Below are 12,301 nucleotides of genomic sequence, written 5' to 3' on the forward strand. Positions count from 1 at the left end.
CCCTCTCTCTCAGAGAGAGGGATTTTCTACACCGCCCCCGGCGCCTCAAACCGCAGAAGTTGGATCGACACCCGCACCTTGCCGCCGACGAAGCTGCCGCCGGCCGCGGTGAGCACCACGGGCGTGTCGGCATAGAAGGCGCTCGGCCCGACCACGCCGATGTTGCTGGCGTTCAGGGCCACGCCCAGCGAATTGCCGAACTTGCCCGCCTCGCCGGCGACACCGCAGCTGTAGGAGGTCACGCCGGTAACCGCCGCGCTGGTGCGGGTGGCGACGCCCAGCACGATCGAGCGGGCCGGGATCACGGCGGCCGTGGTCACCGAGGCGCCGCTGAGGGTCGTCTCGACCTCGCGGATCTCGACGCGAACGTCGGCGCCGAACGGCGAGCGTGCGGCGGTCAGGCTGGTGAAGGTGGACGACAGCGCGACCCAGGCCGAGCCGGTGAAGACGGCCATCTGGCCCTCGTCGGCGATCCAGGCGGTGAAGCCGGCGGCCGGCGCGATCGCCTCCCAGGCGCCGGCCTCGAACCGCATCAGGCTGTTGGCGGGGGCGACCGCCCAGTCGGCGCCGGTCGCGGCGGCGGGGCGGATCCACAGAGCGCCGTCGGCGGGCGCGGCCGGCTGGGCCGTCACCGTGCGGCTGACGACGCAGGGCTGGACGAGGCCGTCCAGGCGGGCGAGGCCCTCGTTGACGGTGACGTGCTTCTGGGCTTGCCCCGCGGCCACGTAGGGCAGCGAAAGACGGGGCGTGGCGGCGTCGGACATGGGGCGCTCCTGGCGGGTTTCGAACCCGCCTAGGATCGCCCGGCCGGAGTCGCCGGGGACAAAGTCGCCTTCGTCCCCGGCTGGATCCCCGTCCTACTCGGCGGCGAAAGCCAGGCGGTTGCCGGCCGTGAGCGCGGTCTTGGCCGCCAGTTCGGCCTTCGCGTCCTCATATTCCTCCGCCAGCTTGGCGATGCGTTCGGCGACCGGGAGCACTTCCTTGATGGCGCCGATGCCCTGGCCCGAGCCCCAGATGTCGCGCCAGGCCTTGGCGTCCTGATTGCCGCCCGAGCCGAAGCTCATCTTCGACGGATCGCTTTCCGGCAGGTTGTCCGGATCCAGGCCCGCGGCGACGATCGACTGGCGCAGATAGTTGCCGTGCACGCCGGTGAAGAGGTTCGAATAGACGATGTCGCTGGCGTTGGCCTCGGTGATGGTCCGCTTGTAGGCCTCGGGCGCGTTGGCCTCTTCGGTCGCGATGAAGGCCGAGCCGATATAGGCCAGGTCCGCGCCCATGGCCTGGGCCGACAGGATCGAGCGGCCGCTGGCGATGGCGCCCGACAGGGCCACCGGGCCGTCGAACCAGGTGCGGATCTCCTGCACCAGGGCGAAGGGCGAGATCGCGCCGGCGTGGCCGCCGGCCCCGGCCGCCACCGGAATCAGGCCGTCGGCCCCCTTTTCGATGGCCTTGCGGGCGAAGCGGTCGTTGATGACGTCGTGCAGAGTGATGCCGCCGTACGAGTGGATCGCCTGGTTCAGGTCCTCGCGCGCGCCCAGCGAGGTGATCACCACCGGCACCTTGTATTTCACGCACAGCTCGATGTCCTGCTCGAGCCGGTTGTTGGTCTTGTGGACGATCTGGTTCACGGCGAACGGGGCCGAGGGCATGTCCGGATGGGCCTTGTCCCAGGCGGCCAGCTCCTCGGTGATACGGGCCAGCCACTCGTCCAGCTGCGACAGCGGGCGGGCGTTCAGCGACGGGAACGAACCGACGATGCCGGCCTTGCACTCGGCGATCACGAGATCCGGATTGCTGATGATGAACAGCGGCGAGGCGATCACCGGCAGGCGCAGACGGTCACGCAGAATGGGCGGCAGAGCCATGGGACGGGGGTCTCCTCGTTCCGCGACGTCACGCGCCGCGCATGTTAACAGCGTTAGCTTAAACGCTCGTTCATGGGACTTGCAAGCGCTTGACCTCCGTGACGGCAGGCGCGCAACTGGGCGTCAAAACCAGAAATTGCCGCACCGCAGGAGAAACCCGTCGTGAGCGAGGCCCCCGCTCTTTTGGCCGCCGACTTCGGTCCGCCCGACGAGAATCTGGCGCAAGCCAGGTGGCTGAAACTGGTCGAGAAGACCCTGAAGGGGGCCGATTTCGACGAGACCCTGACGCGCGCCACCCCGGACGGGATCACCATCCGCCCGCTCTACACCGCCGAAGACGCCGTGACCGTGGCCCGCGACCTGCGCCCGCGCGACGTCGATCGCCCCTGGGACCTGCGCACCCGCATCGCCCACCCCGATCCCAGGCGCGCCGGCGGCGAGATCCTCAAGGACCTGGAGAACGGCGCGGCCTCGGTGCTGCTGGCGCTGGATCCGACCGGCGAGGCCGGCGTCGCCGTCGGCTCGCGCGACGACCTGGCCCGCGTGCTGGACGGCGTGCTGCTGGATCTGGCCCCCGTGGCTCTGGACGCCGGGTTCCTCGGGCCCAAGGCCGCCGACTGGCTGGGCGCCCTGGCCAAGGCCGCGCCCAACGCGCCGCTGGCCTTCCACATGGATCCGCTGACCGCCTGGATGCAGGCCGGCGTCAGCCCCGGCCCGATCGAGAGCCACGTCTTCAGCGCCGCCACGGTCGGCGCGCGCCTGGCCGAGACCTATGCGACGGCCAGCCTGTTCCTGGCCACGGGCCGCGCCGTGCACGAGGCCGGCGGCTCCAACGCCGAGGAACTGGCCGTGATGGCCGCCGCCGCCGTCGCCTACGCCAAGGCCCTGGTCCGTTCGGGCCTCTCCATGGACGAGGCCTGGTCGCGCATCGTGCTGGGCGTCAGCCTGGACGGCGAATACTTCACCGGCGTGGCCAAGGTACGGGCCGTCCGCGCCCTCTGGGGCCAACTCACCAAGGCCTGCGGCGTTGAGGTTCCGGCCCGCATCGAGGCTCGCTCGTCGCAGCGGATGCTGGCCAAGGCCGACGCCTGGACCAACCTGCTGCGCCTGACCGCCGCCGGCTTCGCGGCCGCGGTGGGCGGGGCCGATACTGTGGTGCTCGGAAACTTCACCGACGCCGTCGGCCTGCCGACCGCCTTCGCCCGCCGCCAGGCCCGCAACACCCAGCTCGTTTTGATGGAAGAGAGCCACCTGGGCCGCGTCGCCGACCCGGCCGGCGGCGCCTGGTACCTCGACACCCTGACCGATCAGCTGGCCCGCGCCGCTTGGGGCGGCTTCCAGGCCATCGAGGCCGACGGCGGGATCATCAAGGCCCTGGAAAGCGGCCTGATCGCCGACATCGTCGCCAAGACCCGCGAGGGCCAGGAAGCGTCCTTCGCCGACAACAGCCGCAAGATCCTGGGCGTCACCATCTTCCCCAACGCCGACGACAAGACGCCGGAGGTCGAGACGCCCGATCCGGCCGCCTTCGCCGTCGACGGCCCCGATCCGCGTCTGCCCGGCCCTGACAGCCGCTGCCCGGCGCTGGTCCCTATCCGCTTCGCCGCCGCCTTCGAGGGAGCCTGAGCCATGAGCAAGTTCCCCAACTTCGCCGACGTCGCCTTCGAGGCGCCCGAGCCCGCCGCCGCGCCGCAAGCCGGCAAGGCCTGGAGCACGCCCGAGGGCGTCGACGTCGCGCCCGCCTTCACCGCGCAGGACGCGGCGGGGCTGGACTTCACCGACGGTCGTCCCGGCGTCGCGCCGTTCGTGCGCGGCCCATACCCGACCATGTACGTCACCAACCCGTGGACGATCCGCCAGTACGCCGGCTTCTCCACGGCCGAGGATTCGAACGCCTTCTATCGCCGCAACCTGGCGGCCGGTCAGATGGGCCTGTCGGTGGCCTTCGACCTGGCCACCCACCGCGGCTATGACAGCGACCACGAGCGGGTGAAGGGCGACGTCGGCATGGCGGGCGTGGCCATCGACTCGATCCTCGACATGCGCACCCTCTTTTCCGGAATCCCGCTCGACAAGATGAGCGTGTCGATGACCATGAACGGCGCGGTGCTGCCGATCCTGGCGCTCTACATCGTCGCCGCCGAGGAGCAGGGCGTCACGCCCGACAAGCTGTCGGGCACGATCCAGAACGACATCCTCAAAGAGTTCATGGTGCGGAACACCTACATCTATCCGCCCGCGCCCTCGATGCGGATCATCTCGGACATCTTCGCCTTCACCTCGGCGAACATGCCCAAGTTCAACTCGATCTCGATCAGCGGCTACCACATGCAGGAGGCCGGGGCCTCGGCCGACCTGGAGCTGGCCTACACCCTGGCCGACGGCATCGAGTACGCCCGGGCCGGCGTCGCGGCCGGCATGAGCATCGACGCCTTCGCGCCACGCCTGAGCTTCTTCTGGGCCATCGGCATGACCTACTTCATGGAAGTGGCCAAGATGCGCGCTGCCCGCCTGCTGTGGGCCCGGCTGATGAAGCGCGAGTTCGAGCCCAAGGACGACCGCTCGCTCTCCCTGCGCACCCACAGCCAGACCTCGGGATGGTCGCTGGCCGCGCAGGACGTGTTCAACAACGTCTCGCGCACCTGCGTGGAGGCCATGGCCGCCGTCAACGGCCAGACCCAGAGCCTGCACACCAACGCCCTGGACGAAGCCCTGGCCCTGCCGACCGATTTTTCGGCCCGCATCGCCCGCAACACCCAGCTCTTCCTGCAGATGGAAAGCGGCACGACCCGCGTCGCCGACCCGTGGGGCGGCAGCTTCTATGTCGAGCGCCTGACCCACGACCTGGCGGTCAAGGCCCTGGCCCATATCGAGGAGGTCGAGGCCGCCGGCGGCATGGCCAAGGCCATCGAGCAGGGCATCCCCAAGCTGCGCATCGAGGAAGCCGCCGCCAAGACCCAGGCCCGCATCGACTCCAATCGCCAGAGCGTGGTGGGCGTCAATCGCTACAAGCCCGAGGTGGCCGACGTCATCCCGATGCTGAAGGTCGACAACAGCTCGGTGCGCAACCAGCAGCTCGAAAAGCTGGCCCGGCTGAAGGCCGAGCGCGATCCGGCGGCGACGGAGGCCGCGCTGAAGGCGCTGGAGGACGGCGCGCGGGGAAGCGGCAACCTGCTGGCCCTGGCCGTCGACGCCGCCCGCGCCAAGGCCACCGTGGGCGAGATCAGCGACGCCCTGGAGCGGGTGTTCGGCCGCCACCGGGCCGAGATCAAGTCGATCCAGGGGGTCTACATGAAGGAAGCCGGCGCCGACCCCACCACCGCCCGCGCCAAGGCCATGGTCGAGGCCTTCGCCCAGGCCGACGGCCGTCGCCCCCGCATCCTGGTCGCCAAGATGGGCCAGGACGGCCACGACCGCGGCCAGAAGGTGATCGCCACCGCCTTCGCCGACCTCGGCTTCGACGTCGACATCGGCCCGCTGTTCCAGACCCCGGCCGAGGCCGCGCGCCAGGCGGTGGAGAACGACGTCCACATCGTCGGCGCCAGTTCGCTGGCGGCGGGCCACCTGACCCTGGCGCCGGAACTGAAGGCGGAACTGGGCAAGCAGGGCCGCGCCGACATCATGATGGTGGTCGGCGGCGTGATCCCGCCCCAGGACTTCCAGGCCCTGCGCGACGCCGGCGCCGCGGCGATCTTCCCGCCCGGCACGGTGATCGCCGAGGCGGTGATCGAACTGCTCGACAAGCTGAACAAGCAGCTCGGCTACACCCAGGGCGAGGCGGCGTAGTTGGAGGTTGTCCCGGGAGATTTCCCGGTTTCTGCGGGTAACCACCCGCACGGACGCGCCGCTATGCGGGAAATTTCCCGCATGTCGTGTTAGGCTGGACCCATGAACGCCCTGGCCCGCGCGCTCGAAACCTCCGAACCGCACCGGTTTACGCTGGAAGACGTCCTGCGCATGCAGGACGCCGGCATCCTCGACGCCGACGCCAGGGTGGAGCTGATCGACGGGGGGCTGGTCGAGATGGCTTCGGAGGGCGCGGAGCACACCCGCGCGAAAATGCAGATCGCCAAGGCGCTCCTCGCCCAGGCTGGACAGGCGATCCAGGTGATCGTCGACTCGACGCTTCGGCTGTCGCCAACCTACGCGCCCGACCCCGACCTCTACGCCTACGACGCCCAACTGGCGCTAAACACCGTCGACGGACGCAACGTCGGTCTCGTCATCGAGATCGCCCAGAGCACGGTCGCCAAGGACCTGTCGGTGAAAGCCGAGGTCTATGCCGAGCACGGCGTGCGCGACTATTGGGTCGTCGACGTCAACAGCGCCGAGATCGTCGTGCACCGAACCCTCAGCGGCGGCGTCTATCGCGACGTCGTCCGCCACTCGGCGCGCGACACGGTGACCTCGCTGGTCCTGCCGCAGCTGAGCCTGTGCCTCGCCGACCTGAAGCCGATCCGCTGAGCCCTCAGCGTTACTGAAAGTAACGCCCGTGCTATCCTCCCCCCATGAACGCTCCGGGCCGCCCCGCAGAGACCGTCACGCCCTACCGCTTCACGTATGACGACGTGCTGCGCATGGTCGAGGCCGGCATCCTGGCGGAAGACGCGCACGTGGAGCTGATCGAGGGGGAACTGATCACGGTGTCGCCGGAAAGCGTGCCTCACGTCCGCTGCCGCCGGTGGCTGACGCAGTTCTTCACCCGCCGCCTCGCCGAGGGACAGTGGGAGGTCAATTCGGACGCTCCGGCCCGCCTCGACGACCTGACCGCGCCCGAGCCCGATCTCGCGATCTTCCCCAGCCGCCTGCACGACCGCGACGTACGCGGCGCCGACATCGTGCTGGCGATCGAGGTGTCGGTTTCCAGCCAGGCGTTCGACCTGGGCCGCAAGGCCGAGCTCTACGCCCAGAGCGGCATCCGCGAATACTGGGTGGTCGATGTGCCTGGCCGCCAGATCGTCGTGCACCGCGAACCGTCGGCGGGCGGCTATCGGGCGGTGCAGGAGATCGGAGCGCGAGGATCGGTCGCGCCAAAAGCGTTTCCGCACCTGGAGATCAAGGTCGCCGACCTGCCGCTCGACGACTGAGCGCTCAGCGCTTGCCGGCCTTGGCCTTCACCTTCTTGCGCCGTTTCACATCGACGTCGTCGGGCGGGCCGTGGCGGGACTCGATGTCCTTCTGCAAAGCCTTGGCGGCCATCAGGTGGCCGGGGAACAGGGTGTCGACCGCCCAGCCCAGCACCGGCACGGTGTCCGACAGGTTGTCGGCGGCCAGATAGGCCAGCATCCGCGCCATGGTCGCCGCGCCCGCCTTGGCCTGCACGGCGTGGAACATCAGCAGCGCCCCGGCCCCCAGGCCGTAGGCCAGGCCAGCGCCCGGCACCCAGGCCAGCACGCCGTCGAGACCGATGCCGACGGGACCGAGGCCAATCAGCCGGTCGGACAACCGCTTGATGGTCTCGGCGTTGCGCCAGGCCTTGTGCGCCCGGCGCCGGTGGCCGGCGGGGCCTTCATCAATCACTTCGCCATGCAGGGCGGCTTCGTCGGTCATGTCGTTTCAACGCCTCGACGCAAGCTTGGTTGTCAGCCCAGGAACACCACCCGGCGCTTTTCCTTGCCCGAGCGGATGCGCTCCAGCAGGTCGCGATATTCGGCCGTGCCCTGCGCGTCCTTGCGCGAGCCCTCGAAATAGATGGTGTCGTCCATGTGCTTGATCAGCATGCCGCCGGCCCACTTCTGTCCGGTGAACAGGGTGTCGGCCACCGCGCCCAGGCCCGGCGGGCCCAGCGGCAGCAGGGCGTCGATCAGCAGCACGGCGGTCATCTGGATCAGCACCATGGGCGCGGCCCGGGCCCGCACGCCGTCGAACAGCAGCACCCCGCCCGCGCCCAGCGAGTAGAGCGAGCCCGCCCCGCCGAACCAGGCGAGAATGCCGTCCAGGCCGATGCCGACCGGCCCGACGCCGACGATGTTGTCGGAAAGCTTGACCGTGCGTTCGACGCTGCCCCGGATATTGTGCAGGTCGAGATGCGATTTGGCGAAGAACAACGGCCAGCCCCCCAGCGTAAGCGGGGGCAATCTGCCTCAAGGCCAGGCTTCCCGGAAGCCGGTTTCCCGCCAGAGGCGAAACTTCGCTCCACGAACTGCACGCGATCGGGGAGCCCCTCGCGGCGCTCGCCATTTATGCTTAACTATGCGCCATCGACCGAAGGACCGCCGCCGATGCTGATCTCGACCACCCCGTTCATCGAGGGCCGTCCGGTCCAGGAGTACAAGGGCGCGGTCTATTCCCAGGCGATCCTGGGGGCCAACGTGGTGCTCGACCTCTTGGCCTCGATCCGCGACTTCATCGGCGGCCGCTCTAGTTCCTACGAGCGGGTGCTGGAACGCGCCCGCGAGGACGCCCTCAAGGGCCTGGTCAAGGAAGCCCAGAAGGTCGGCGCCAACGCTATCCTGGCGGTCGATCTCGACTACAACACCGTCGGCCCCAACGGGCAGATGATGATGGTTTCGGTTTCCGGCACCGCCGTCGTCCTCTAAGTCCGGAGGGGTGAGCCCGCCCGTTCTCGACATCGCCGATCTGGCCGCCCGCCTCGTCGCCGGCGAGCGCGCGGCCCTGGCCCGCGCCATCACCCTGGTCGAGAGCCGCCGCGCCGACCACCAGGCCGCCGCCCGCGACCTGCTGCAACGCCTGATGCCGCGCACCGGCAAGGCTCAGCGGGTCGGGATCACCGGCGTGCCCGGCGCGGGCAAGTCGACCACCATCGAAAGCCTGGGCTGCGCCCTGACCGCAGCCGGCCATCGCGTGGCGGTGCTGGCGGTCGATCCCTCGTCCGGCCGGCACGGCGGCTCGATCCTGGGCGACAAGACGCGGATGGAGCGGCTGAGCGTCGATCCGTACGCCTTCATCCGCCCCTCCCCGTCCGGCGGCGCGCTCGGGGGCGTCGCGCGCAAGACCCGAGAGGCCATGCTGCTGTGCGAGGCCGCCGGCTTCGACGTGGTGATCGTCGAGACCGTGGGCGTGGGCCAGTCCGAGACCGTCGTCGCCGACATGGTCGACATCTTCGTGGCCCTGCTGATCCCGGGCGGCGGCGACGAGCTGCAGGGCATCAAGAAGGGCCTGATCGAGCTGGCCGACCTGCTGGTCATCAACAAGGCCGACGCCGATCCGGCCAAGGCCGAGCGCTCGGCCCGCGACTATCGCAACGCCCTGCACATCCTGACGCCGGCCCACCCGGACTGGACGCCGCCGGTGCTGACCGTCTCGGGCCTGACCGGGGCGGGCCTCGACCTGCTGTGGGGCCAGGTCGAGCGCCATCGCGAGGTGATGAGCGCCAACGCCGCCCGCGCCTCCCGCCGCGCCGACCAGGACGGCCGCTGGATGTGGGCCATGGTCAACGACCGCCTGGCCGAGGCCTTCCGCGCCGCCCCGGCCGTGGCGGCCCTGGTCGGCGAGACCGAAGCCGCCGTCCGCGCCGGCGACCTCCCCGCCTCGGCGGCGGCGGATCGGCTGCTGAAGGCGTTCGGGCTGTAGACGCCGCCCTTCGTTTCGGCGCCAATGCCGGCAACGGAGGAAACCATCGCATGGCGCTGATCCTGCACGCCCACCCGCTCTCGTCGTTCTGCCACAAGGCGCTGATCGCCCTGTACGAGTTCGGCCTGCCCTTCGAGCAGCGTCTGGTGAACTTCGGCGACCCCACCTCGGCGGCGGCGTTCCGGGCGCTGTGGCCGATGGCGCGGATGCCGGTGCTGGAGGACGCCGGGCGCGGCCGGGTCGTGCCCGAAAGCTCGATCCTGATCGAATATCTGCAGATCCATCATCCGGTCGCCGCGCGCCTGATCCCCGAGGATCCCGACGCCGCCCTGGACGTGCGCGCCAAGGACCGGTTCTTCGACCTGTCGGTGCACGTGCCGATGCAGAAGGTGGTGGCCGACCGCATCCGGCCGGCCGACGCCAAGGACCCGCATGGCCTGGCCGCGGCCCGCGCCGACCTGGCCCGCGGCCTCGACATCGTCGAGCGCGAGATGGCCGGCCGAACCTGGGCCGCCGGCGAGACCTTCAGCCTGGCCGACTGCGCCGCCGCCCCGGCCCTGTTCTATGCCGACAAGATCACGCCGCTGTCGCCCGACCGGCCCAACGCGGCGGCCTATCTGCAACGGCTGAAGGCCCGTCCCTCCTACGCGCGGACGCTGGCGGAGGCCGGGCCCTACCTGCACATGTTCCCGGAGGGTTAGGCCTCGGCTTCCCAGGCCAGGAACTCCGGCGTCTCCAGCAGGCGCTCGCAATAGGTTCCCGCCGCCCCGGCGTCGCCGTAGTCCGACAGGTGGACGCCATAGGTGCGGAAGCGGGTGGCGACCGGGGTGTAGAAGGCGTCGGCGATCGACCACTCGCCCAGCAGGAACGGCCCGCCCGAGCGCTTCAGAAGCTGGTTCCAGCGTTCGACGATCTTGCGCACGTCCTTCTGGGTGGCCTCGGAGAGATCGGCGTGCTTGATGACGCCCAGGTCCATCGGGCACTCGCCGCGCAGCGAGGTGAAGCCCGAATGCATCTCGGCCGCCGCGGCGCGGGCCAGGGCGCGCAGTTCCGGATCGGCCGGCCACAGCTTCGCCTCGGGATACTTCTCGGCCAGGTATTCGCAGATCGCCAGCGAGTCCCAGACCGTCAGGTCGCCGTCCTTGAGCACCGGGATCAGCTTGCTGGGCGAGTGCTTGGCGATCTCGGCGTCGGTGACCTCGGCCTGGCGCAGCGGGATCACCGTCTCCTTGAACGAGACGCCGGCGCGCTTGAGCACCAGCCAGGGGCGCAGCGACCAGGTCGACCACTTCTTGGTGCCGATGACGAGTTCCATGGACGGTCTCCTGAGCGATGCAGACTGGTGTTCTCGCTTACCCCGCGTCTACAGTCGCAACAACGATTAGAACAACTGTTCGAGGAGGAACGCCCATGGCGGAGACGGCGACCCCGTCACCGGTGATCGCGCCCGTGTCGAGCGGCTATCGCCGCTACGCCCTCTGGGTGCTGCTGATCATCTACACGCTGAACTTCCTCGACCGGCAGGTGGTCAACATCCTGGCCGAGCCGATCAAGCGCGACCTGGGCCTGGCCGACTGGCAGCTGGGCATGATGACGGGCCTGGCCTTCGCGATCTTCTACACCGTGCTGGGCATTCCGATCGCGCGGCTGGCCGAGCGCCGGAACCGGCCGCGGATCATCGCCGTCTCGATCCTGGCCTGGAGCGCCTTCACCCTGCTGTGCGGCCTGGCCCAGAACGTCTGGCAGCTGATCGCCGCCCGCATCGGGGTGGGCGTCGGCGAGGCCGGCTGCACCCCGCCGGCCCACTCGCTGATCACCGACTACGTTCCCAAGGAAAAGCGGGCCAGCGCCATCGCCTTCTATTCGATCGGCACGCCGCTGGGCACCCTGGCCGGCATGGCCATGGGCGGGCTGGTCGCCGACGCCTACGGCTGGCGCGTGGCCTTCATGATCGCCGGCGCGCCCGGCGTGGTCTTCGCCCTGATCGCGGCCTTCACCCTGGTCGAGCCCCGCAAACGCCTGGCCCAGGACCTGGCCGCCCGCGCCGCCCAGCCGATCGGCTTCGGCGCGGCCCTGGCGGTGCTGATGGCCAAGAAGACCTTCTGGCTGGTGGCCTTCGCCGCCTCGGTGAAGGCCTTCGTCGGCTACGGCCAGGCGCCGTTCATCGCCTCGTACTTCTTCCGCGTCCACGGCGCCGACATCGCCGCCCTGGCCGCCCAGTTCGGCCTGAAGTCGGCGGGGTTTCTCGGGCTGTCGCTCGGCCTGATCGGCGGCACGGCCGGCGTCATCGGCGCCTGGCTGGGCGGACAGCTGGCCGACCGCCTGGGGGCCAAGGACGTGCGGGCCTATGTCACCGTGCCGGCCATCGCCTCGCTCGCCACCCTGCCGTTCTACATCGCCGTGGTCAGCCTGAACGCCGTGGGCGCGGCGATCCTGATCCTGGCCGTGCCGATGCTGCTGGGCACGCTGTGGTACGGGCCGGTCTATGCGACCACCCAGAGCATCGTGCCGCCGGCCATGCGGGCCACGGCCTCGGCCGTGCTGCTGTTCGTGATCAACCTGATCGGCCTGGGCCTGGGCCCCGTCGCCGTCGGCGCGCTCAGCGACATCCTGGCCGGCCCGGTCGGCCTGGGCGAGGCCCAGGGCGTGCGCTGGGCGCTGATCGTCTCGACGATGTTCGGCCTGGTCGCCTTCGCCCTGTTCTGGGCGGCGCGGAAGACGATCCGCGAGGACATGGTGGGGTAGATCCCCAGATCCTCCCCCTCTGGGGAGCATTTAGCGCCGCGTAACCGCCCTTTCCCCCGTAAAATCCCCGCGAAAGCGGGGACCCAGGTTTTTCCCGTCCCCTCTCCCCTTGCGGGAGAGGGTGGCCTCCCGGAGGGAGGTCGGGTGAGGGGTCTCTC

General features: G+C 70.0%; 13 protein-coding genes. 8 read left to right on the forward strand and 5 right to left on the reverse strand.

Annotated elements, in window-relative coordinates; translation table 11 throughout:
• Positions 1–26 precede the first annotated feature (26 nt).
• Positions 27–764: a DUF2793 domain-containing protein gene (locus DMC18_RS14855; RefSeq protein ID WP_110121456.1), complete on the reverse strand. Its 738-nt coding sequence runs from the start codon at positions 762–764 to the stop codon at positions 27–29.
• A 93-nt stretch (positions 765–857) separates the two neighbouring features.
• Positions 858–1,865, reverse strand: coding sequence for a nitronate monooxygenase family protein (locus DMC18_RS14860; RefSeq protein WP_110121457.1), 1,008 nt, complete (start codon positions 1,863–1,865; stop codon positions 858–860).
• A gap of 183 nt (positions 1,866–2,048) precedes the next feature.
• Here DMC18_RS14860 and DMC18_RS14865 point away from each other — a divergent pair, with 183 nt between their 5' ends.
• From DMC18_RS14865 to DMC18_RS14880, 4 genes are all read left to right on the forward strand, one after another.
• Positions 2,049–3,491, forward strand: coding sequence for a methylmalonyl-CoA mutase family protein (locus DMC18_RS14865; RefSeq protein ID WP_110133051.1), 1,443 nt, complete (start codon positions 2,049–2,051; stop codon positions 3,489–3,491).
• A 3-nt stretch (positions 3,492–3,494) separates the two neighbouring features.
• A complete protein-coding gene (gene scpA / locus DMC18_RS14870) occupies positions 3,495–5,651 on the forward strand; it encodes a methylmalonyl-CoA mutase (protein ID WP_110133052.1) in 2,157 nt (718 codons plus the stop codon).
• A gap of 102 nt (positions 5,652–5,753) precedes the next feature.
• Entirely contained in the window at positions 5,754–6,329 is a 576-nt protein-coding gene (locus tag DMC18_RS14875) for a Uma2 family endonuclease (RefSeq protein ID WP_110121460.1), read from the forward strand.
• A 44-nt stretch (positions 6,330–6,373) separates the two neighbouring features.
• Positions 6,374–6,952 carry a Uma2 family endonuclease gene (locus DMC18_RS14880; protein ID WP_110121461.1) on the forward strand — a complete coding sequence of 193 codons (579 nt, stop codon included), beginning with the start codon at positions 6,374–6,376 and terminating at the stop codon, positions 6,950–6,952.
• A gap of 4 nt (positions 6,953–6,956) precedes the next feature.
• On the opposite strand, the gene DMC18_RS14885 is transcribed toward DMC18_RS14880, so the two are convergent.
• Both DMC18_RS14885 and DMC18_RS14890 read right to left on the reverse strand, forming a co-directional pair.
• Entirely contained in the window at positions 6,957–7,415 is a 459-nt protein-coding gene (locus DMC18_RS14885; RefSeq protein WP_110121462.1) for a DUF4112 domain-containing protein, read from the reverse strand.
• 32 nt (positions 7,416–7,447) lie between these two features.
• Positions 7,448–7,912, reverse strand: a complete 465-nt coding sequence (locus DMC18_RS14890) for a DUF4112 domain-containing protein (protein WP_101712668.1) — start codon at positions 7,910–7,912, stop codon at positions 7,448–7,450.
• Positions 7,913–8,086: 174 nt separating this feature from the next.
• On the opposite strand from DMC18_RS14890, the gene DMC18_RS14895 reads away from it, so the two are divergent.
• Genes DMC18_RS14895 through DMC18_RS14905 form a run of 3 tightly spaced genes read left to right on the forward strand, consistent with a single transcriptional unit; the run spans position 8,087 to position 10,099 of the window.
• On the forward strand, positions 8,087–8,404 hold the full coding sequence (locus tag DMC18_RS14895; protein WP_110121463.1) for a heavy metal-binding domain-containing protein: 318 nt from the start codon (positions 8,087–8,089) through the stop codon (positions 8,402–8,404).
• Between the two features lie 10 nt (positions 8,405–8,414).
• The gene (gene meaB, locus DMC18_RS14900) at positions 8,415–9,398 is read left to right on the forward strand and encodes a methylmalonyl Co-A mutase-associated GTPase MeaB (protein WP_370444621.1); all 984 of its coding nucleotides are present in this window, start codon (positions 8,415–8,417) and stop codon (positions 9,396–9,398) included.
• Positions 9,399–9,448: 50 nt separating this feature from the next.
• Positions 9,449–10,099, forward strand: coding sequence for a glutathione S-transferase family protein (locus DMC18_RS14905; RefSeq protein ID WP_110121464.1), 651 nt, complete (start codon positions 9,449–9,451; stop codon positions 10,097–10,099).
• On the opposite strand, the gene DMC18_RS14910 is transcribed toward DMC18_RS14905, so the two are convergent.
• A complete protein-coding gene (locus tag DMC18_RS14910; protein ID WP_110121465.1) occupies positions 10,096–10,713 on the reverse strand; it encodes a glutathione S-transferase family protein in 618 nt (205 codons plus the stop codon). The genes DMC18_RS14905 and DMC18_RS14910 overlap by 4 nt on opposite strands.
• Before the next feature lie 95 nt (positions 10,714–10,808).
• On the opposite strand from DMC18_RS14910, the gene DMC18_RS14915 reads away from it, so the two are divergent.
• On the forward strand, positions 10,809–12,143 hold the full coding sequence (locus DMC18_RS14915) for an MFS transporter (RefSeq protein WP_110121466.1): 1,335 nt from the start codon (positions 10,809–10,811) through the stop codon (positions 12,141–12,143).
• Positions 12,144–12,301: the final 158 nt, after the last annotated feature.

The sequence above is a fragment of the Caulobacter sp. D5 genome (genome assembly GCF_003185805.1).
Taxonomy (GTDB): Bacteria; Pseudomonadota; Alphaproteobacteria; order Caulobacterales; family Caulobacteraceae; genus Caulobacter.